Here is an 18,904-nt window from a genome sequence, read left to right on the forward strand (position 1 = left end):
GGTGCAGTCCCCGACGGCGATCGTGCTCTACGTCATCGCCGCGATCGCCGTCCTGCTGCCGCTCTACCTGCGGCTGCGCGGCAAGGACAAGGTCCTGAGCGCGCTGGCCGCCGACGAGGACTGACGGGCCGGCAGGCGCCGGCCGCCGAACCGAAGGCCCGTCCCGAAAGGGGCGGGCCTTTCGCGCTTCACCCGCCCGGCGCGAGGTGGCGGTCGAGGGCGGCGGGGTCGGCGAGCAGCGCGGCGGAGGGGCCGGCATGGGCGATGCGGCCGCGCTGCATCAGGATGGCGTCGTCGGTCAGGCCCAGCGCCACGGCGGCGTGCTGCTCGACGAGGACCACCGCCATCTCGTCCTCGCCGATCATCCGCCGGAGCGCCGCCCCGACCTCCGCCGCGACGATCGGCGCGAGGCCCTCCAGCGGCTCGTCGAGGAGGAGCACCGTCGGGTTCGTCGCGAGCGTCCGGGCGATCGCCAGCATCTGCTGCTCGCCCCCCGACAGCTGGTCGCCCATGTTCCGCCGCCGCTCGCGCAGCCGCGGGAACAGCCCGTAGAGCGCCGCGAGATCCCAGCGCCCCGGCCGGGCCAGCACGGTCAGGTTCTCCTCCACGCTCAGCGAGCGGAAGATCTCGCGCTCCTGCGGCGCCCAGCCGAGCCCGAGCCGGGCCCGCGCCTGCGGCGGCAGCCGCGAGACGTCGCGGCCGGCGAGGCGGATCGCCCCCCGGGCGAGCGGCACGAAGCCCATGATGGCGAGGAGCAGCGTGGTCTTGCCGACGCCGTTGCGCCCGAGCACGGCGAGGCTCCCCCGCCGCGGCAGCGCCAGCGACACCCCGTCGAGCACCACCGCCTCGCCATACCCGGCGCGCACGTCGGCGAGCTCGAGGACCGGCCCCTCAGCCACGGCCGGCCTCGCGCGCGGGGCAGCCCACCGGAACGGAGGCGCGGCGGGAGGCGCCGCCAACGCCGCCGGCAGCGCCCGGGGGCCCCTCAGCCATGGCCGGCCTCGCCGAGATAGACCTCGCGCACCCGGGGGTCGTCGCGCACGGCCGCCGGGTCGGCCTCGAGCAGCACCGCCCCGGCGACGAGGACGGTGATCCGGGTCGCGAAGCGGAAGACGATGTCCATGTCGTGCTCGATCAGCAGCACCGCGATCTCGGCGGGCAGCGCGCCGAGGACGGCGAAGAGCGCCGCGCTCTCGTCCCGCGGCACCCCGGCGGCGGGCTCGTCGAGCAGCAGCACGCGCGGCCGCGTGGCGAGCGCCAGCGCGATCTCGAGGAGCCGCTGCTCGCCATAGGCGAGGCTGCGGGTCGGCCGCTCGGCCGCGTCGCCGAGACCGAGCCGGCCGAGGAGCCCGAAGGCCTCGTCGATCGCCGCCGCATGGGCGGAGAGCGGCCGCCAGAACTGCCCCGCCGTCCCCTCGCGCTCGCAGATCGCGAGGGTCACCGCCTCGACCGGCGCGAGGTCGGGAAAGAGCGTGTTGATCTGGAAGGTCCGCGTCAGGCCCCGGCGCACCCGCGCCGCCGCCGGCGCGCGCGTCACCTCGGCGCCCTCGACGAGGATGCGCCCGGAATCCGGGCGCAGCTGCCCGGTGATCAGGTCGATCAGCGTGGTCTTGCCCGCGCCGTTCGGCCCGATCAGCGCGTGCCGGGCCCCCCGCGGCAGCTCCAGCGTCACGTCGCGCGTCACCTCCAGCGCCCCGAAGCGCTTCCGCAGCCCCTCGGTCCGCAGCGCGGACGCCCTCATCCGCGCCGCCCGACCAGCCGCGCGAGCCCGCCGAGGATGCCTCGCGGCATGGCGAGGACGACCACCATCAGCAGGAGCCCGATCCAGAAGTACCAGTATTGCGGGTTCATCCCCGCCAGCCGGTCGCGGGCGAGCAGGAAGATCAGCGCGCCGAGGATGCCGCCATAGAGCCGCCCCGCCCCGCCGAGGATCAGCATCACCACGACGTCCGCCGAGCGCTGGAAGCTCAGCGTCTCCAGCGAGACGGTGTCGGTGGTCTGGGTGAGCAGCGCCCCCGCGGCCCCCGCCATGGCGGCGGAGATCGCATAGATGCGCCGCAGATGCCCGCGGTCGTCGGCCCCGATCGCCGGCATCCGCCGCGGGTTCTCGCGGATGCCGCGCAGCGCCAGCCCGAAGGACGACCCCACGATGCGCCGGCTCGCGAGGAACCCCGCGACCAGCGCCGCCAGCGCATAGCCGTAGGCGGTGTAGCCCCAGAGATCGAACCGGAAGACGCCGAGGAGCGGCCAGGTGTCGACGCCCCGCAGCCCGTCGGTCCCCCCGGTGAGCCAGCTCATCGCATTGGCGAGCTCGAAGGTCAGGAGCCCGAGCCCGAGCGTGACCATGATCAGCGCCAGACGCCGGACCCGCGCCACGAGGAAGCTCGCGATCCACCCGACCAGCCCGGCGAGCGCCGCGGCGAGGACGAGCCCGCTCAGCGGCTCCCCCCAGCCCGCCCGCGACAGGAGCCCGGCGGCATAGGCGCCGATGCCGAAGAACATCGCATGGCCGAGCGTGACGATCCCGGCATAGCCGAGCACCAGGTCGAGCGAGAGCGCGAAGAGCGCGGCGATGGCGATCTGGCTCGCGAGCGTCAGGTAGGTCGGGAACAGCAGGAACGGCAGCAGCGTCGCCGCCCAGAACGCCGCCTCCCACGGCGACCAGCGGTCGCGGCGGCGGATCCACGCCTCGCCGCGCCCGGTCATCTCAGCTGCCTCCCGGGACGGAAGGCGCGCCATCCGGACCGCCCTCCCGCGGGTCGCGACCGCCGCTCATCGCTTGCCCAGCAGGCCCTGCGGCCGGACGAGGAGGATGCCGACGAGCAGCAGGTAGATCAGGAAAGCGCCCAGCTCGGGAGCGAAGTACTTGCCGGCGACGTCGCCGATGCCGAGGACGGCGGCCGCGGCGAAGGAGCCGGTGATCGAGCCGAGGCCGCCGACCGCCACCACGATCAGCACGTAGACGAGGTAATGAAACCCGAACGACGGATCGAGCCCGACGATCTCGATGGCGAGCGCACCCCCGAGCCCGGCCAGCCCGCTGCCGATGGCGAAGGTCAGCGCGAACACCCGCTCGACGTCGAGCCCGAGGCCGCGGGCCACCCGCTGGTTGTCGACGGCGGCGCGGACGCGGGCGCCGAAACGGGTGCGCTCCAGCCCGAAATAGAGGAGCGCGGTGACGGCGAGCGCCACGCCGATCAGGAACAGCCGGTAGGCCCCGAGCCGCAGCCCGCCCACCTCGACGCCGCCGCGCAGGAACCCCGGCAGCGCCACCGGCTGCTGGCCGGTGCCGAAGAGGAAGGCCGCCACCGCGGAGACGACGAAGACGAGGCCGATGGTGAAGAGCACCTGGTTGAGCTCGCCCGCCCCGTAGAGGCGGCGGAAGAACAGCCGCTCGCAGACGACGGACAGCGCCGCCGCGGCGAGGAACGCCGCGGGCAGCGCCAGCAGGAAGGGCAGGCCGGCGCTGCGGATCGCCACCACCGCGACATAGCCGCCGGTCATCGCGAAGGCGCCGTGCGCCAGGTTGACGAAGTTCATCAGCCCGAGCGTGACCGTCAGCCCGACCGCGAGCAGGAACAGCAGCATCCCGAAGGCGAAGCCGTCGAAGAGCACGATGGCCAGCGAGCTCAGCATGGCCCGGACGCTGCCACCTCGGCACGCCCCGGGCAAGCCCGCCAAGGCGCCGCGGCGCGCCGGCCGGCGGCACGGACGGGACCGGTTGGCGAGGCCTCCCGGATCATGCGCGGGGCGCCGGCCGCGGCGGCGAGGCGAGGCGAGGCGAGGCGAGGCCGCCGGGCCTCAGCTCCCGCCGTGCAGCGGGTCCTTCGCCTCCGGGATCTCGTGGATGACGACGTTCTGCAGCTTGCCGTCCACCTCCTGCACCTCGCGGATATAGACGGTCTGCACCACGTCGCGGGTCTGCGGGTCGATCGACATCGGGCCGCGCGGGCTCTGCCAGGCCATGCCCTTCGCCGCGGCGAGGAGCGCCTCGGCCGAGGCGTCGCCGCCGGTCTTCTCCAGCGCGGCGTAGATCAGCTGCATCCCGTCATAGCCGCCGATCGAGAACAGGTCGGGACTGCGGCCGCCGTTCGCCTCGCGGTAGGCCGCGACGAAGGCGTTGTTGATCGGGTCGTCGCGCTCCAGCACGTAGTGATAGGTGGTGATGATGCCGCGCGCCGTCTCGCCCATGCTCTCCAGCGCCTCGGGATGGGTGAGCTCGCCCTGCGCGAGGACCTTGACCGCGGGCGGCGTCAGGCCGCGCTCGGCCAGCGCCTTGCCGATCGCCGCCGGCTGGCCGCCGCCGGGCACGAAGATGTAGACCGCCTCGGGGTTCGCGTCCTTCACCCGCTGCACGAACGCCGCGAAGTCCGGGTTCTGCACCGGGGTGCGGTCGGCCCCGACGATCTTGCCGCCCGCCTCGGTGAAGCCCTTGGCGAAGGCCGCCTCGGCGTCGTGGCCAGGCCCGTAGTCGGCGACGAGCGTGTAGGCCTGCCTCACGCCGCCCTCGTCGAAGGCCCACTTGCCGAACGGATAGTTCAGCTGCGGGATGGTGACCGAGGTGCGCACGATCCAGGGCGACTGGTCGACGACGATCGAGGTGGCGGCGTTCATCACCACCATGAACTTGCCCGCCTCCTTCGAGACGTCCGCCGCGCCCAGCGCCTCCGGCGTCAGCGCGAAGCCGGCGAGGATGTCGACCCCGTCGCGCACCACGAGCTCCTGCGCCAGCCGCTTGGCCACGTCCGGGTTCGGGCCGCCGGTGTCCTTGCGGATGATCTCGATCGTCTTGCCCGCGACCTCGTCGCCGTGCTCCGCGACCCAGAGCTTCACCCCGGCGTCGAGCTGGTTGGCGGCGTCGGCGAAGGGCCCCGAATAGGGCAGGATCAGCCCGATCTTCACCACCCCCTCGGCGGCGGCGGCCCCGCCCCAGGCGAGCCCGGCCGCGAGGACGGCGGCGGCGGTGATTCGTGCGGTCATGCGTACATTCCTCCCATCTCGCGCCCGCCGTTCCCGCGCCGGGCGGCGCTTTTCTGCCGCGAGCGTACACAAGAGCGGCCTCTCCCGCCAAGGGAATCGGCGCGCCCGCGGTCCAAGGGACGGGGCACAAGGCCCCACGCCCCCGCGAGTTGAACTGCGCGACCAAGCCCTTGTCGGTCGCGTTCGTGGCGCACAAGGCCCCACGCCCCCGCGAGTTGAACTCCCCGGCCGTTCGGGGCTAGTATGGGCCGAGCCACGCAGATGACTGCGGTAGCCAACGTCCGGGCCCGGATGAAAGCGTGGAGGCGACCCTGAAACCGCAGGATGAACCGGCGCGGCTGCTCGCGCCCCTTGGCGCTGTCGCGCACACGGCCGCGCGCAAGATCGACGCCCACCCGCTGGCGGCGCGCTGGCTGCTCGCGGGCCCCGTCGCCATCCTCGCCGCCTTCGCCACCATGGCGGCCATGCCGGTCTGGCTGCCCGCCGGCGCGGCGGGCGTCGACCACCTCGCCTTCCCGATCGTGCTGGCGCCGCTGATCTGGGCGGTCCCGTTCTTCTACGCCTGCCTCGAGGAGAACCTGCCGCGCTGCGCCGCCGTCCTCGCCGGCGCCACCCTCGTCCAGGCCGCCGCGGCCTTCCTCTCGGCAGGAGGCTGAGGCCCATGCTCGACCTGTCCCAGGCCCGGCTCAAGCGCCTCACCGCCATCCACGGCTGGTCGGCCGTCGTCCTCGGGCTGCTGCTCTACGCGGTGATCGCCACCGGGGCCGTCGCGGTCTTCGGCGGCGAGATCGGCCGCTGGTCCGCCGGCGGCGTCCGCGTCGCCGAGCCGCTCGAGGGGCCGGTCGACGCCCGCGTCCGCAAGCTCGCCCGCGAGGTCGATCCCGAATACCTCCACGACATCTCGTTCTGGGGCGGCGAGGGCGACGACCTCCACGTCTTCTACCACACCCACGCCATCAACCCCGACACCGGCGAGGAGGACGACCTCGGCACGATGTTCCGCGTCACCGCCGACGGGACGGTGCTCGAGCGCCACGACGGCTTCATCTGGTGGCAGCCCGAATCCTGGGAGGCGAGCGCGCTGCGCAACTTCCTGATCGACCTGCACGTCCAGCTCTACCTGCCCGATCCCTGGGGCCTGATCCTCACCGGCATCCTCGGGCTGATGATGATGGCGGCCGTCGTCTCCGGCGTGCTGATGCACCGCCACCTGATCCGCGACCTCTTCGTCGCCGAGCGCCCCGGCGGGCGGCTCTCCTCGGTGCGCGACCGCCACGTGCTCTCCGGGAGCTGGAGCATCCCCTTCGGCTTCCTCCTCGCCTTCACCGGCTCGTTCTTCAGCTTCGCCGGCACGGTCTCCTTCCCCCTCGTCGCCGCCGTCGCCTTCCACGGCGACGAGAAGGCGATGTCCGAGACGCTGTTCGAGCGCCCGGCCCCCGAGGATCCCACGCCCGCGCCGCTGGCGAGCCTCGACTACATCATCGCCGATTCCATCGCGCGGGCCGGCTCCCCGGCCACCTCGGTCGGCATCGAGAACTACGGCCGCGCCGACGCCCGGGTGAACGTCTGGCACAACCCCCGCGACGGGGGCATGCTCTACGTCAACAACGTCTACGACGGCCCGACCCGCCGCCACCTCGGCGAGAACGCCCCGATCGGGACCGAGCGCTCGGCCGGCGGCGTGCTCTACGGGCTGATGGCGCCGCTGCATTTCGGCCATTTCGCCGGGATGCTCTCCAAGGCGGTCTGGGGCGCGCTCGGCGTCGCCATGTGCTTCGTCATCCTCTCGGGCTTCCGCCTCTGGGTGCGCCGCCGCGCCGACCAGCCGCAATGGCGGCGGTTCGGCCATGTCGTGCAGGTCTTCGGCTACGGCCTGCCGATCGGCATGCTCGCCTCCGGGGTCGCCTTCTTCGTCGCGCGCCCGCTGGCGGATCCGTTCCTGTGGACGCCCCTCGGCTTCCTCGCCGGCGCGGTCCTCGCGGTCGCCATCGGCTGGCGCGAGCCGGACGAGGACCGGCTCGGGCGCAGCTACCAGCGGCTGATCGGGGCGATCTGCCTGCTGCTGCCGGTGCTGCGCATCGCCATGGGCGGCATGGACTGGGCCGAGGCGATGCTCCACGGCCAGCGCGACGTGCTGACGGTCGACATGCTGCTGCTGATCGCCGGGGCGTATCTCTTGCTCCACGCCCGCGGCCGCGCGCCGGCCCGGGCGCGGCGGCTGCGGCCGGAGCCCGCGGAATGAGCGCGCTCGCCACGATGATCGCCACGGGGGTGAGCCTCGTCGCCATCGGCCGCCTCGCCGCCGCCGACCCCAAGCGCCGCCGCGCCTTCCGCCTGCCGCCGGCCGGGCGCCGCCGGCCCGGCCTCGCCTGGACCGCGGCGCTCCTCCCCGGCGTGCTGCTGCCGTTCTGGAGCGGCGCCGGCGGGTTCTTCGTCTGGCTCGGCGCGGTGACCGTCGCCGGCTGGGTGGTGGCCGCGGTCTCGCCGGACCGCCGCCTCGCGCTGCGGGCGCAGGCCGGCGCGCTCCTCGACCGCCTCGCCGCCGCCCTCGCCCCGGCGCGCGCCGCCCTGCGCCGCGCCGCCGGCCGGCTCCGCCGCGCGACCTCCGGCGCGGCCGCCGGCTTCGCCCGGCCGTCGACCCCCGGCTACGCCGAGCTGGAGCGCCGCCTGCGCGAGCTCGAGGCCGAGGTCGCCGCCCTCCGCGCCGCCGCCGGCGCCGGCGCCCCGCCCCCCGGGGCCACGGTGATCGAGCTCGCCGGCCGCCGGTAGGGGGGTGCCCGGCCGAAATCCAGCTTTCCCGGCGGCGCCGTTCCTCCCGCGACAGCGCCCGCCGGGTGACATGCGCATGTCATCCGGCTCGATGCGGAGCGGTTCGGGCGGAGACGGCGGAACCTCGAAGTGAGTCACACGGCGCCGCGAAATGCGGCGCTGATGACGATGCAATGATTTTCACCGTTCATATTCAAAATATTTCGAAATGTACTTGCGCACAAACAAGAATTACTACCGCACCCGGCCCGCGATCCCCTCGGAGCGAATCCACGCCCTCACCCAAGCAGCGGATGCCGCGACAGCAACCGGAACCGCCCGTCCGCCCCCTCGCCGAACAGGCACAGATCCTCCACCGGCAACGGCGCCTCCAGCAGCGGCCCCACGACCGCCGCCAGCGCCCGCGTCGTCGCCTCCCGCTCCGCCTCCGGCAGCGCCCCGGTCAGCGTCAGGTGAAAGCGGAAATCCTCCAGCACGAACGGATAGCCCCACGCCGCCAGCCGTCGCCGCTGCCGCGGCGTCAGCCGCCCCGGCGCGCGCCGCGCGATCTCCTCCGCCGTCAGCGCCGCGCGAAACCCGTCGAGCCGCCGCACGCAGAGGCTCGCCGCCCGGTCGAGCGCCGGGCTCCGCCGCAGCGGCACGATCGCCGCCGCCCCGCCGAGCCCGCCCAGCCGCACCGGGACCGCAAACGCGGCGATCCCGCCCGCAAGCGCCGCCAGCGCGGCGTCGAGCCCCGCCGCCGTCGCCCGCTCCCCCAGCCGGAACGGCGCCTTCAGCGTGGCGTGGAAGCCGTAGCGCGCCGGCGCGGCGACCAGCGCCTCCCGCGGCGCCGGCAGGCCGGGAACCGCGAGCCCCGCCGTCGCCTCGCCCCGCTCCGCATCCCAGCCGAGCCATGCGGCCCCGAAACGGGCTATCGCGCTTTCCGCCCGGGGCGCGTAGTAGACCGCGAACCGCCGCCATCCTTCCATGCAGGCCCTCCCGACCGCAGCGCCCATGCCACGCCCCGACCCCCACGCGCAACCCGGCGAGACCGTGCTCGCCAACGCCCGGCTCGTCCTGCCCGACGCCGTGGTCGCCGGCCGCCTCGTCCTCCGCGACGGCCTGATCGCCGCCGTCGAGCCCGGCGCGGCCGCCGCCCGCCTGGGCGAGATCGACCTCGACGGCGACCTCCTCGCCCCCGGCCTCGTCGAGCTGCACACCGACAACCTCGAGCGCCACCTCCAGCCGCGCCCCGGCGTGCCCTGGCCGATGCGCCCCGCCATCCTCGCCCACGACGCCGAGCTCGCCGGCTGCGGGATCACCACCGTCTTCGACGCGCTCCGCGTCGGCTCGCTCGAGGCGGGCGGCAAGGCCGGCTATGCCCGCTACGCCCGCCCGGTGGCGCTCGCCATCCTAGAGCTGGCCCGCGAAGGCGCGCTCCGGCTCCGCCACCGCCTGCACCTGCGCGCCGAGATCTGCTCCGAGACGCTGGTCGACGAGCTGGCGGAGTTCGGCCCCGACGACGCCGTGGGCGTCCTCAGCCTGATGGACCACACCCCGGGCCAGCGCCAGTTCACCGACCTCGGGGCGCTCCGCGCCTACAACACCGGCCGCCTCGGCATGGACGAGGCCGAGTTCCAGGCCCACCTCGCCCGGATGCGCGACCTCCAGGACCGGAACGGCGTCCGCCACGAGGCCGCCGCCGTCGCCGCCTCCCGCCGCCTCGGCGCGACGCTCGCCAGCCACGACGACACCACCGAGGCGCAGGTGGCGACCTCGGCCCGCCACGGCGCCCGCATCGCCGAGTTCCCCACCACCGCCGCGGCCGCCCGCGCCTCCCGCGCCGCCGGGATCGCGGTGATGGCCGGCGCGCCCAACCTGCTCCGCGGCGGCTCGCATTCCGGCAACGTCGCCGCCGCCGACCTCGCCGCCGGCGGCGACCTCGACATCCTCTCCTCCGACTACGCCCCCGCGAGCCTCCTCCTCGGCGCCGTCGCCCTCGGCCGCGCCACGGGCGACCTCGCCCGCGGCCTCGCCACGGTCACCGCCGCCCCCGCCGCCGCCGCCGGCCTCGCCGACCGCGGCCGCCTCGCCCCCGGCCTCAAGGCCGACCTCATCCGCATCCGCCTCGCGCCCTCCCCCGACGCCCTCCCCCTCCTCCGCGGCGTCTGGGTCGGCGGCGCCCGCGTGGCGTGACACGAGCTTCGGCTGCCGGGTCCCGACCTGCCCTCCCGGCGTCGCCGTCCCTCCCGAGCGGCGAGGTCCGTCCCGCGACGCCGCCCGCCGGGTGACATGCGCATGTCACCCGGCTCGACGCGGAGCGGTCAGGGGCGGGGACGGCGGAACTGCAAAGTGAGTCGAACGGCGCCGCGAAGTGCGGCGCTGATAACGATGCGATGAATTTCACCGTTCATATTCAAAATATTTCGAAATATATTCGCGCACAATTTCCAGACACAGGAAGCCAAGCCCGCAATTTTCTTTACTCCGTCATTCTCCACCCGATCGACGTCGACACGCCCGGACCTGTCGATCCCGCCGGCCAAGCGGATGGTACGGGAATCGCCTGATACGTTCCCGCGCTTGTCAGCCGGATGGACGCGGCACGCTGGCAGATGTCTCCGCGCGATTTGGCGAGTGACAAATCGCGCCGCGCCTGCCCGCCCGGGGCAGGCGCGATTCCGCGCCAGCCGGGCAGGCGCGCCGCGATTGCGCGCGACGGGGAAATCGGCGCCCCTCTCGGGCCTCGCTTCGGCGAGGCCCGACGGACCGCGCGGGTCTCCACTGGAGACCCGGCAAGATGCGGTCCGGGGAGATATCGTCGAGCTTCCTGGAAGGGATCAACCGAAGGGCGTCTGAAAAGTCGCTTGGCCCCCGCGCAACCGCCAACGCGGGAGCTCGGGGCAGGACGGCCATCCGAAGCGACGGCCCGCCCCCCATGCGTCGCCCCGGGCCCCATCCCCAGTGCGGCCTCAGCCGAGCAACAGAATTACCAACTTCTTGTTCCTGAACAAAACCAACAGCTTGACCCCCGTCCCACTATGGGACATATCCCGGCCCCCTCAATGCCGCAGGATCATCCGGTCCCCCTCGATCTCGATCCGCGCGAACCGGTCGAGGAACGTCATCCCCAGCAGCGACGTCTCCAGCGCCCCCGAGGTGACGCTCGCCGGCACGTTCGTCACCGCGAAATCCCCCAGCGTCACCCGCCGCACCCGCGCCGGCGCCGTCGCCACCGTGCCGTTCGCGGTGATCGCCCGCCCGGTATAGGCGAGCGCCGCCACGTCGATCCCCGCCTTCTCCGCGTCGGCCCGCGACAGCACCATGTCCGAGGCCCCGGTGTCGACGATGAACCGCACCGGCGCGCCGTTCAGCTCCAGCGTCGCGTGGAAATGCCCGTCCGCCCCCCGGCGCAGCTCCACCGCCCCGTCGGCCCGCATCACCGCGCTCGACGGAAACAGCCCCTGCCGCAGCGTGTCGCGGAACCCGTAGGCGATCACCGCCATGGCGAAGATCAGCGCCCAGACCAGCAGCTGCTGCAACGTCCGCCCCAGCCGCTGCCGGCTGCCGACCGAGAAGAACGCCAGCAGCCCGACCAGCAGCAACGCCAGGTAGAAGAGCCGCGCCAAATCGTCGGGATTGTCCGGCATCACCCCGCCCCGAAGCCGAACGCCCGCAGCCCCTCGACCACGAACTGCACCGACAGCGCCGCGAGCAGCATCCCGAGCAGCCGCGTCACCACGTTGATCCCGGTCGGCCCGAGCACCCGCTCGATCAGCGAGCCGGCGAGGAACAGCCCGTAGCAGATGGCGAGCACCGCGGTCATCGCCGCGTAAACCACCGCCTGCGCCGCATAATCCCCCGGATGCTGGCCGATCAGCAGCACCATGGTCGCGAGCGCCCCCGGCCCGGCGATCAGCGGCGTCGCCAGCGGAAACACCGTCGGATCGGGCGCCGCGTCCGCCTGGTGCGCGGTGTTCTCCCGCCGCGGCTGCCGGCGCTCGAACAGCATGTCGACCGCCGTCAGGAACAGGAGCAGCCCCCCGGCGATGCGGAACGCCGCCATGTCGATCCCCACCGCGTCGAGCAGCCGCTCCCCGGCGAGCCCGAACAGCGCCAGCAGGCAGAACGCGATGGCGAGCGCCCGCCCCCCGATCGCCCGCCGCTGCCGGCTCGCCGCCCCCCGGGTCAGCGCGAGGAACAGCGGCGCGAGGCCGATCGGGTCGATGATGACGAACAGGGTGACGAAGGCCGTCACGCCGAGATCGAAGCTCATGCCGCCCTCCGCACGCCACAGGCCGCGAGCCCCTCGCAGAGCAACCGCGCCGCCCCAACGATCGGCCCGAGCCCCCGGCTCATGCCGCCCTCCGCTCCGGCGCGCCACAGGCCGCCAGCCCCTCGCAGGGGAACCGCCCCGGCCACGACGATCAACCCCGGCCCGCGGCTCATGCCCTCCGCTCCAGCACGCCATAAGCCGCCAGCCCCTCATACAGGAACCGCCCCGCCCCAACGATCGGCGCGAACCCGAGCCCCCGGCTCATGCCGCCCCCCGCCCCGGCGCGCCACAGGCCGCCAGTCCCTCGCAGGGGAACCACCCCGGCCACGACAAACCCCGGCCCGCCGCTCATGCCCTCCGCTCCAGCACGCCATACGCCGCCAGCCCCTCGTACAGGAACCGCCCCGCCACGACGATCAGCACCAGCCCGAGCCCGCGCACCACCAGCCGCATCCCCCGCGGCCCCAGCCGCCGCCCGATCGCGTCCGCCGCCCGGAAGCTCGCCCAGGTGAGCAGGCCCACCGCCGCGAGGATCGCATAGAGCTCCGCCGTCGCCCCCGCCTGCCCGGCATGGCGCGAGACCAGCATCACCATCGCGCCCACCGCCCCCGGTCCGGCGACCAGCGGCACGGCGAGCGGCGCCCAGGTCGGGTCCCGCCGCGGCGCCGCCTCCGCCCCGACGCCGACCCCCACGCCGAACAGCATCGCCGTCCCCATCGCCACCAGCGCGCCCCCGACCACGAGATGGATCATCGGCGCATCCGCCCCGAGCCCGCGCAGCGCGGCGTGGCCGAGACGGCCCCCCAGCCCGATCAGCGCGAACCCGATGAGCGTGGCCCGGAGCGCGATCCGCCGCGTCTCCGCCGGCGGCCGCCCGGCGGTCAGCGCCGCGAAGGCCGGCGCCAGCGCGACCGGATTGACGATCGCCGCGAGCGACAGGAAGGCGAGCAGCGCCTCGCGCAGGCTCATGCCCCCGGCCCCCCGCGCGCGCTCATGACCCCGGCCGACGCTCGGCGACCAGCGCCCCGCCCGCCGGCGGCCGGCCTCCCGCGCAGGCTCATCCCGCCGGCCTCCGCCCCGATGTCATGACCCCGGCCCCTCGGCCGCCTCCAGCCGCTCCAGCGCCGCGACCCACAGCGCCTCGGCCCGGGCGAGCCCGTCCTCGACCTCGGCCCGCTTGCGGTTGAGCTGCTCCAGCTCGTCCGTGTCGCCCCGCTTGTAGAGGAGCGGATTGGCCAGCCGCCCGTCGATCGCCGACCGCATCTCCTCGAGCTTCGCCACCCGCGCCTCGCAGCGCGACACCTCCGCCCGGAGCGGCCCCAGCGCGTCGCGCGCCGTCGGCCGCTGCCGCGCCGGCGCCCGCTCCTCGCGCGGCCTCGCCGGCGCCCCGCCCCGCTCCGAGAGCAGCAGCCGGCGATAGGCCTCCATGTCGTCCTCGAAGGGCCGCACCGTGCCGCCCTTCACCAGCCAGAGCCGGTCGGCGACCAGCTCGACCAGATGCGCGTCGTGGCTGACGAGGATCACCGCCCCCTCGTAGGCGGTCAGCGCCTCGACCAGCGCCTCGCGGCTCTCGATGTCGAGATGGTTGGTCGGCTCGTCGAGGATGACCAGATGCGGCGCGTCGATGGTGGCGATCAGCAGCGACAGCCGCGCCTTCTGCCCGCCGGAGAGCCGCCCGACCTCGTTCCCCGCGATGTCCGCCCCGATCCCCCCGGCCGCCAGCCGCGCCCGGATCTTCGCCGGCGCCTCCTCGGGGCGCAGCCGCTGCACGTGCTGGATCGGCGTCTCGTCGAGGTCGAGCTCGTCCACCTGATGCTGGGCGAAATACCCCACCCGCAGCTTCGACGAGGCGATCTTGCGCCCGGCGATCGGCTTCAGCCGGTCGGCGAGAAGCTTCGACAGCGTCGACTTGCCCTGGCCGTTCTGGCCGAGGAGCGCGATGCGGTCGTCCTGATCGATCCGCAGGTCGAGCCCGCGCAGCACCGGGCGGCCGTCATAGCCGACGGTCACGTCCTCCAGCCGGATGATCGGCGGCGACAGCTCCTCCGGCGAGGGGAAGTCGAAGGCGGCGACGCTGTCCTCGACCACCGCCGCGATCGGTTTCATCCGCTCCAGCGCCTTCAGGCGGCTCTGCGCCTGCCGGGCCTTCGAGGCCTTCGCCCGGAAGCGGTCGACGAAGGACTGCATGTGCGCCCGCGCCGCGTCCTGCTTCTTCTTCTCCGCCGCCTGCTGCTCCAGCCGGGCGCGGCGGGTCTCGTCGAAGGTGTCGTAGCCGCCGGTGTAGAGGGTGAGCTTGCGCCGGTCGAGGTGGAGGATCGCCCCCACCGAGCGGTTCAGCAGGTCGCGGTCGTGGCTGATCACCAGCACGGTGTGCGGATAGCGCGCGAGGAAGGTCTCGAGCCAGATCGCCCCCTCGAGGTCGAGATAGTTGGTCGGCTCGTCGAGCAGCAGCACGTCCGGCCGCGAGAACAGCACCGCGGCCAGCGCCACCCGCATCCGCCAGCCGCCGGAGAAATCCGCGCAGGCCCGCGCCTGCGCCGCCGCGTCGAAGCCGAGCCCGTCGAGGATCGACGCGGCCCGGGCCTCGGCCGAATGCGCGTCGATGTCGATCAGCCGGGTCTGGATCTCGGCGATGCGGCCGCCATCCGTCGCGACCTCCGCCTCGGCGAGCAGCGCGGCCCGCTCCAGGTCGGCGGCGAGCACCGTGTCGATCAGGCTGTCGCGGGTGGCCGGGGCCTCCTGCGCCACCCCGCCGATGCGGGCGCGGCGCGGAACCTCGATCTCGCCGCCGTCGAGCGGCAGCTCGCCGCGGATCAGCTTGAAGAGCGTGGTCTTGCCCGCGCCGTTGCGGCCGACGAAGCCGACCTTGTGGCCGGTCGGGATCAGCGCCGAGGCGTCGTCGAGGAGCTTCCGGCCCTCGATGGAGAAAGTGAGGTTCTTGAGCGCGAGCATCCGCGGCACATGGCAAGCCGGCCAGACGCTGTCAACGAGGTCGCTGTCAACACGGCGGGTGATCGTGCAATTTCGTGCAGAATCGTGCAGGTTCATGCAGGCTGCGACGACAAATCAATGGGTTACACCCTGTTCACGCGTGGACGCTCGGGAGCCTTCAGTGCGGCGCGGCGCTGGAGAGCAGGTTGATGACCACGACGCCCGCGACGATCAGGCCGACGCCCGCCATCGCCCAGAAATCCAGCCGCTGCCCGAAGGCGACCGCGTTCAGCGTGACGATCAGCGCCACGCCGAGGCCGCTCCAGATCGCATAGACGATGCCGACCGGGATCGACCGCACCACCTGCGCGAGGAAGAAGAAGGCGACGCCGTAGCAGGCGAGCGCCGCCAGCGTCGGCCAGAGCCGGGTGAAGCCGCGGGTGAACGGCAGCATCGAGGTGCCGACCACCTCGAAGACGATCGCGGCGGCGAGCGCGCCGTAGGCGACGGCAGGGCTCATGACGGGCTCATGACGGCGGGGCCTTCCCTTCCGGCGACGGCGCGCTTGCGGCCCGGGCGGGGTTCCGCGACGATGCTCTGGCACGGGATGGCCCGGCGGCCGGGCCGCTGTCAATCGAGGGGGCGCGCGATGCGGACCGGGATGCGGCTCGGACTGATCCTCGGGCTCCTGCTCGCCGCCGCCCCCGCCGGCGCGCAGGGCTGGACCGAGCCGCCGCGCGGCTCCCCCGAGCGCCGGGCGCTCATGGACGCGCTCCGCCCCTTCGCCGTCTCGCTCTTCGGGGCGCCGGTCGAGTTCGTGGTCCGCAGCCTCCGCGTCTCCGGCGACGTCGCCTTCGCCTCGGTGGTCGCCCAGCGCCCCGGCGGCGGCCCGATCGCGGTGCAGGCGACCCCGGGCTGGGCGGCCGGCTACTTCCTCCCCGACGCCGACTGGACCTCCGGGCAGGCGCTCTACCGGCGCGCCGGCGGCGGCTGGGTCGCGGTCGAGGCCCTGTTCGGCGCCACGGACGTCTGGTGGTCGGATTCGGCGCATTGCGCCGCCTTCCGCCCGGTGATCGCCGACGTCTGCCCCTGACGGGCTTTCCTGCCCGCGGCCCCCGTGCTAACGGGCTCGGCGGCGAGGGCGGGCATGGGCCGCGCCCGAAAGGGAGTAGATTGCATGGCCGTCCAGCGCACGTTCTCGATCATCAAGCCCGACGCGACGCGGCGGAACCTGACCGGCGCGATCAACGCCAAGCTCGAGGCGGCGGGCCTGCGGATCGTGGCGCAGAAGCGCATCCGGCTGTCCCTCGCCCAGGCCCAGGCCTTCTACGCCGTCCACAAGGAGCGGCCGTTCTTCGGCGAGCTGACCGAGTTCATGTCCTCCGCCCCCATCGTCGCGCAGGTGCTCGAGGGCGAGGACGCCATCGCCAAGAACCGCGAGGTCATGGGCGCGACCAACCCCGCCGAGGCGGCCGCCGGCACCATCCGCAAGGAATTCGCCCTCTCGATCGGCGAGAACTCCATCCACGGCTCGGACGGCGCCGAGACCGCGGCCCAGGAGATCGCCTACTTCTTCTCGGGCCTCGAGATCGTCGGCTGACCGACCCCCAGCCGGTCGAGCTCCGCCTCCAGCCGCGCCCGGGTCCCGGCCTCGGGCGCGACGATCCGGGCCTTGACCGCATCGAAGCGGGCGCGCAGCAGCGCCTTCTCCTCCGCGCCGAGCGTGGCCCAGGGCCGATCCTGGATCGCGAAGGCGATCGCCCAGAAGAACGCGAAATGCGGCCGCGCCCCCGTCGCGGCCAGGATGCGGGCATAGGCCTCGTCCGCCCCCAGCGCGACCAGCTCCTCCGCGGTCCGGATCCCCGCCTTGGCGAACGCCGCGTCGGAGGCCGGCCCGAGGTTGCGCAGCGCCGACGGCGGCCGGCTCATTCCGGCGCCGCCGGCGCGTGGCAGACGAAGCAGAGCTTGTTGCCGTCGGGATCGCGGACGTAAGCCCCGTAATAATCCGCGTGGTAGCGCGGCCGCAGCCCCGGCGCGCCTTCGTCCGTCCCGCCAAGGGCGAGCGCGACGGCATGGGCCCGGTCCACCTCCGCCCGGCTCCGCGCCTCCAGCGCGACCATCTGCCCGTTGCCGGGCCGCGCCGTCGCGCCGTCGAAGGGCCGCCCGACCAGCAGGAACGGCCGCCCGCCATCCCGCGCCGACCATCCGGCCCATCCGGCGGCCGCGTCGTGGAACCGCGGCGGGAACCCGAGCGCCGCCATCACCGGGTCATAGAACGCGCAGGCGCGGTCGAGGTCGGCCGTGCCGAGATGGACATGGGAGATCACGGGAAGAGCGCGACCGGCGTGCGGTCGCCCGCGGCGAAGCGGCGCAGCACCGCGGGATAGAGCCGATGCTCCATCGGCAGCACCCGCGCGGCCAGCGTCTCCGGCGTGTCCTCCGGCAGGACCGGCACGACCGCCTGCCCGAGGATCGGCCCGGCGTCGACCTCCGGCACGACCTCGTGGACCGTGCAGCCATGCACCGCCATCCCGGCGGCGAGCGCCCGGGCATGGGTGTCGAGCCCGGGAAACAGCGGCAGGATCGAGGGATGGATGTTGAGCATCCGCCCCCGCCACCGCGCGACGAAGCCCGCCGTCAGCACCCGCATGAAGCCCGCGAGGACCACGACCTCCACCCCGGCCGCGCGCAGCCGCGCGTCGAGCGCCGCCTCGAAGCCGGCCCGGTCGGGAAAGGCCCGGTGGTCGAGCGCCTCGGCGGCGAGCCCCAGCGCGGCGGCGCGCGCCAGCCCCGCCGCCCCCGGCCGGTTGGACAGCACGAGCCGCGCCTCCGCCGGATGGTCCGGCGCCGCCATGTCGCGGGCGAGGGCGAGCATGTTCGACCCGCCGCCGGAGATCAGGATGGCGACGGGAACCCGGCTCACCAGCGGCCGACGTAGGCGACGCCCTCGCCGGGCACGACATTGCCGATCCGGAGCGCCGGGACCCCGTCCTCGCCGAGGAACTCCGCCAGCTCGTCGGCCCGGCTCGGCGCGACGACGGCGATCAGGCCGATCCCGCAGTTGAACGCGCGCAGCATCTCGGCGTCCGCGACCCCGCCCTGGCGCTGGAGCCAGCCGAAGACCGCCGGGCGCTCCCAGGCGGAAAGGTCGATCTCCGCCCCCAGCCCCTCGGGCAGCACCCGGGGCAGGTTGCCGGTGATTCCCCCGCCGGTGATGTGGGCGAATGCATGCACGCCGCCCGCGCGCAGCGCCTCGAGCGCGGGCTGGACATAGATGCGCGTCGGCTCCAGCAACCCCGCCCCGAGCGGGCCGTCGCCGAAGGGCGCGGGATCGTCCCAGCCGAGGCCCGCGTCGGCGACGATGCGGCGGACGAGGCTGAAGCCGTTCGAGTGGACGCCCGAGGAGGGCACGCCGAGCAGCACGTCGCCCTCGGCCACGCCCGCGGGCAGGCCGCCGCCGCGCTCCATCGCGCCGACCGCGAAGCCGGCGAGGTCGAAGTCGCCCCGGGCGTAGAGCCCCGGCATCTCCGCCGTCTCGCCGCCCACGAGCGCCGCGCCGGCGAGGACGCAGCCCTCGGCGATCCCGGCGACCACCTCGGCCGCCGCGGCGACGTCGAGCTTGCCGGTGGCGAAATAATCGAGGAAGAACAGCGGCTCCGCCCCTTGGCACACCAGGTCGTTCACGCACATCGCCACGAGGTCGATGCCGACGGTGGCGAAGAGCCCGGTGTCGATGGCGAGCTTGAGCTTGGTGCCGACGCCGTCGGTGGCGGCGACGAGGATCGGGTCGGCGTAGCCCGCGGCGGCTGGATCGAACAGCGCGCCGAACCCGCCGAGGCCGGACACGACCCCCGGCCGCATCGTCCGCGCCGCGGCCGGGCCGATCGCCGCGACGAGCGCGTCGCCCGCCTCGATGTCGACCCCGGCGTCGGCGTAGCTCAGGCCGTTCCGCTGATTCTCCGTCATCCG

The 18,904-nt window shown here is 74.1% G+C and carries 22 protein-coding genes; 7 read left to right on the forward strand and 15 right to left on the reverse strand.

Annotation, left to right across the window (positions count from 1 at the left end; genetic code table 11):
- Positions 1–188: 188 nt before the first annotated feature.
- From KBB57_RS07460 to KBB57_RS07480, 5 genes are all read right to left on the reverse strand, one after another.
- A complete protein-coding gene (locus KBB57_RS07460; RefSeq protein ID WP_290748230.1) occupies positions 189–899 on the reverse strand; it encodes an ABC transporter ATP-binding protein in 711 nt (236 codons plus the stop codon).
- 86 nt (positions 900–985) lie between these two features.
- On the reverse strand, positions 986–1,741 hold the full coding sequence (locus KBB57_RS07465) for an ABC transporter ATP-binding protein (RefSeq protein WP_290748233.1): 756 nt from the start codon (positions 1,739–1,741) through the stop codon (positions 986–988).
- A complete protein-coding gene (locus KBB57_RS07470; RefSeq protein WP_290748234.1) occupies positions 1,738–2,706 on the reverse strand; it encodes a branched-chain amino acid ABC transporter permease in 969 nt (322 codons plus the stop codon). The genes KBB57_RS07465 and KBB57_RS07470 overlap by 4 nt, the downstream gene beginning before the upstream one ends.
- Positions 2,707–2,772: 66 nt before the next feature.
- Positions 2,773–3,636: a branched-chain amino acid ABC transporter permease gene (locus KBB57_RS07475; RefSeq protein ID WP_290748236.1), complete on the reverse strand. Its 864-nt coding sequence runs from the start codon at positions 3,634–3,636 to the stop codon at positions 2,773–2,775.
- A gap of 165 nt (positions 3,637–3,801) precedes the next feature.
- Positions 3,802–4,980, reverse strand: a complete 1,179-nt coding sequence (locus tag KBB57_RS07480; protein WP_290748239.1) for an ABC transporter substrate-binding protein — start codon at positions 4,978–4,980, stop codon at positions 3,802–3,804.
- A 299-nt stretch (positions 4,981–5,279) separates the two neighbouring features.
- On the opposite strand from KBB57_RS07480, the gene KBB57_RS07485 reads away from it, so the two are divergent.
- Genes KBB57_RS07485 through KBB57_RS07495 form a run of 3 tightly spaced genes read left to right on the forward strand, consistent with a single transcriptional unit; the run spans position 5,280 to position 7,749 of the window.
- Positions 5,280–5,636, forward strand: a complete 357-nt coding sequence (locus KBB57_RS07485; protein ID WP_290748241.1) for a hypothetical protein — start codon at positions 5,280–5,282, stop codon at positions 5,634–5,636.
- A gap of 5 nt (positions 5,637–5,641) precedes the next feature.
- Positions 5,642–7,222 carry a PepSY domain-containing protein gene (locus KBB57_RS07490; protein ID WP_290748244.1) on the forward strand — a complete coding sequence of 527 codons (1,581 nt, stop codon included), beginning with the start codon at positions 5,642–5,644 and terminating at the stop codon, positions 7,220–7,222.
- On the forward strand, positions 7,219–7,749 hold the full coding sequence (locus KBB57_RS07495; RefSeq protein ID WP_290748246.1) for a hypothetical protein: 531 nt from the start codon (positions 7,219–7,221) through the stop codon (positions 7,747–7,749). The genes KBB57_RS07490 and KBB57_RS07495 overlap by 4 nt, the downstream gene beginning before the upstream one ends.
- A 278-nt stretch (positions 7,750–8,027) precedes the next feature.
- Here KBB57_RS07495 and KBB57_RS07500 read toward each other — a convergent pair whose 3' ends face one another.
- On the reverse strand, positions 8,028–8,717 hold the full coding sequence (locus KBB57_RS07500; protein WP_290748248.1) for a DUF1045 domain-containing protein: 690 nt from the start codon (positions 8,715–8,717) through the stop codon (positions 8,028–8,030).
- 25 nt (positions 8,718–8,742) lie between these two features.
- On the opposite strand from KBB57_RS07500, the gene KBB57_RS07505 reads away from it, so the two are divergent.
- A complete protein-coding gene (locus KBB57_RS07505) occupies positions 8,743–9,924 on the forward strand; it encodes an alpha-D-ribose 1-methylphosphonate 5-triphosphate diphosphatase (protein ID WP_290748250.1) in 1,182 nt (393 codons plus the stop codon).
- A gap of 200 nt (positions 9,925–10,124) precedes the next feature.
- A complete protein-coding gene (locus tag KBB57_RS07510) occupies positions 10,125–10,298 on the forward strand; it encodes a hypothetical protein (RefSeq protein WP_290748252.1) in 174 nt (57 codons plus the stop codon).
- A 492-nt stretch (positions 10,299–10,790) separates the two neighbouring features.
- Here the strand turns inward: KBB57_RS07510 and KBB57_RS07515 are convergent, their stop codons facing one another.
- The 5 genes from KBB57_RS07515 to KBB57_RS07535 all read right to left on the reverse strand — a co-directional run bounded on the left by KBB57_RS07515 (position 10,791) and on the right by KBB57_RS07535 (position 15,455).
- Positions 10,791–11,378, reverse strand: a complete 588-nt coding sequence (locus KBB57_RS07515; RefSeq protein ID WP_290748255.1) for a TIGR02281 family clan AA aspartic protease — start codon at positions 11,376–11,378, stop codon at positions 10,791–10,793.
- The gene (locus tag KBB57_RS07520; protein ID WP_290748257.1) at positions 11,378–12,004 is read right to left on the reverse strand and encodes a MarC family protein; all 627 of its coding nucleotides are present in this window, start codon (positions 12,002–12,004) and stop codon (positions 11,378–11,380) included. The genes KBB57_RS07515 and KBB57_RS07520 overlap by 1 nt, the downstream gene beginning before the upstream one ends.
- 348 nt (positions 12,005–12,352) lie before the next feature.
- Positions 12,353–12,973, reverse strand: coding sequence for a MarC family protein (locus KBB57_RS07525; protein WP_290748260.1), 621 nt, complete (start codon positions 12,971–12,973; stop codon positions 12,353–12,355).
- Positions 12,974–13,087: 114 nt separating this feature from the next.
- Positions 13,088–14,956 (reverse strand): ABC-F family ATP-binding cassette domain-containing protein, encoded by a 1,869-nt coding sequence (locus KBB57_RS07530; protein WP_290748418.1) that lies wholly within the window; start codon positions 14,954–14,956, stop codon positions 13,088–13,090.
- A 157-nt stretch (positions 14,957–15,113) separates the two neighbouring features.
- A complete protein-coding gene (locus KBB57_RS07535) occupies positions 15,114–15,455 on the reverse strand; it encodes an SMR family transporter (RefSeq protein ID WP_290748262.1) in 342 nt (113 codons plus the stop codon).
- A 129-nt stretch (positions 15,456–15,584) separates the two neighbouring features.
- Here KBB57_RS07535 and KBB57_RS07540 point away from each other — a divergent pair, with 129 nt between their 5' ends.
- Positions 15,585–16,028: a hypothetical protein gene (locus tag KBB57_RS07540; RefSeq protein WP_290748263.1), complete on the forward strand. Its 444-nt coding sequence runs from the start codon at positions 15,585–15,587 to the stop codon at positions 16,026–16,028.
- 84 nt (positions 16,029–16,112) lie between these two features.
- The gene (ndk, locus tag KBB57_RS07545) at positions 16,113–16,535 is read left to right on the forward strand and encodes a nucleoside-diphosphate kinase (protein WP_290748265.1); all 423 of its coding nucleotides are present in this window, start codon (positions 16,113–16,115) and stop codon (positions 16,533–16,535) included.
- Here the strand turns inward: ndk and KBB57_RS07550 are convergent.
- From KBB57_RS07550 to purM, 4 genes are read right to left on the reverse strand one after another with little or no spacing between them, the layout of a single operon-like run.
- On the reverse strand, positions 16,502–16,864 hold the full coding sequence (locus KBB57_RS07550) for a TfoX/Sxy family DNA transformation protein (protein ID WP_290748267.1): 363 nt from the start codon (positions 16,862–16,864) through the stop codon (positions 16,502–16,504). The two genes, ndk and KBB57_RS07550, sit on opposite strands and share 34 nt — an antisense overlap.
- Positions 16,861–17,262: a VOC family protein gene (locus KBB57_RS07555; protein WP_290748270.1), complete on the reverse strand. Its 402-nt coding sequence runs from the start codon at positions 17,260–17,262 to the stop codon at positions 16,861–16,863. Before KBB57_RS07555 ends, KBB57_RS07550 begins: the two co-directional genes overlap by 4 nt.
- The gene (gene purN, locus KBB57_RS07560) at positions 17,259–17,858 is read right to left on the reverse strand and encodes a phosphoribosylglycinamide formyltransferase (RefSeq protein WP_290748272.1); all 600 of its coding nucleotides are present in this window, start codon (positions 17,856–17,858) and stop codon (positions 17,259–17,261) included. Before purN ends, KBB57_RS07555 begins: the two co-directional genes overlap by 4 nt.
- Positions 17,855–18,901 (reverse strand): phosphoribosylformylglycinamidine cyclo-ligase, encoded by a 1,047-nt coding sequence (gene purM, locus KBB57_RS07565; RefSeq protein ID WP_290748273.1) that lies wholly within the window; start codon positions 18,899–18,901, stop codon positions 17,855–17,857. Before purM ends, purN begins: the two co-directional genes overlap by 4 nt.
- Positions 18,902–18,904: the final 3 nt, after the last annotated feature.

It is taken from the genome of Amaricoccus sp. (assembly GCF_017993425.1).
Classification (GTDB): Bacteria; Pseudomonadota; Alphaproteobacteria; order Rhodobacterales; family Rhodobacteraceae; genus Amaricoccus.

Excerpts from the sequence above, each read along its gene's own strand:
- KBB57_RS07465 (WP_290748233.1), bottom strand. The coding sequence starts at position 1,741 with ATGAGGGCGTCCGCGCTGCGGACCGAGGGGCTGCGGAAGCGCTTCGGG.
- KBB57_RS07470 (WP_290748234.1), bottom strand. The coding sequence starts at position 2,706 with ATGACCGGGCGCGGCGAGGCGTGGATCCGCCGCCGCGACCGCTGGTCG.
- KBB57_RS07475 (WP_290748236.1), bottom strand. The coding sequence starts at position 3,636 with ATGCTGAGCTCGCTGGCCATCGTGCTCTTCGACGGCTTCGCCTTCGGG.
- KBB57_RS07480 (WP_290748239.1), bottom strand. The coding sequence starts at position 4,980 with ATGACCGCACGAATCACCGCCGCCGCCGTCCTCGCGGCCGGGCTCGCC.
- KBB57_RS07490 (WP_290748244.1), top strand. The coding sequence starts at position 5,642 with ATGCTCGACCTGTCCCAGGCCCGGCTCAAGCGCCTCACCGCCATCCAC.
- KBB57_RS07495 (WP_290748246.1), top strand. The coding sequence starts at position 7,219 with ATGAGCGCGCTCGCCACGATGATCGCCACGGGGGTGAGCCTCGTCGCC.
- KBB57_RS07500 (WP_290748248.1), bottom strand. The coding sequence starts at position 8,717 with ATGGAAGGATGGCGGCGGTTCGCGGTCTACTACGCGCCCCGGGCGGAA.
- KBB57_RS07505 (WP_290748250.1), top strand. The coding sequence starts at position 8,743 with ATGCCACGCCCCGACCCCCACGCGCAACCCGGCGAGACCGTGCTCGCC.
- KBB57_RS07510 (WP_290748252.1), top strand. The coding sequence starts at position 10,125 with ATGAATTTCACCGTTCATATTCAAAATATTTCGAAATATATTCGCGCA.
- KBB57_RS07515 (WP_290748255.1), bottom strand. The coding sequence starts at position 11,378 with ATGCCGGACAATCCCGACGATTTGGCGCGGCTCTTCTACCTGGCGTTG.
- KBB57_RS07520 (WP_290748257.1), bottom strand. The coding sequence starts at position 12,004 with ATGAGCTTCGATCTCGGCGTGACGGCCTTCGTCACCCTGTTCGTCATC.
- KBB57_RS07525 (WP_290748260.1), bottom strand. The coding sequence starts at position 12,973 with ATGAGCCTGCGCGAGGCGCTGCTCGCCTTCCTGTCGCTCGCGGCGATC.
- KBB57_RS07530 (WP_290748418.1), bottom strand. The coding sequence starts at position 14,956 with ATGCTCGCGCTCAAGAACCTCACTTTCTCCATCGAGGGCCGGAAGCTC.
- KBB57_RS07535 (WP_290748262.1), bottom strand. The coding sequence starts at position 15,455 with ATGAGCCCTGCCGTCGCCTACGGCGCGCTCGCCGCCGCGATCGTCTTC.
- KBB57_RS07540 (WP_290748263.1), top strand. The coding sequence starts at position 15,585 with ATGCGGACCGGGATGCGGCTCGGACTGATCCTCGGGCTCCTGCTCGCC.
- ndk (WP_290748265.1), top strand. The coding sequence starts at position 16,113 with ATGGCCGTCCAGCGCACGTTCTCGATCATCAAGCCCGACGCGACGCGG.
- KBB57_RS07550 (WP_290748267.1), bottom strand. The coding sequence starts at position 16,864 with ATGAGCCGGCCGCCGTCGGCGCTGCGCAACCTCGGGCCGGCCTCCGAC.
- purM (WP_290748273.1), bottom strand. The coding sequence starts at position 18,901 with ATGACGGAGAATCAGCGGAACGGCCTGAGCTACGCCGACGCCGGGGTC.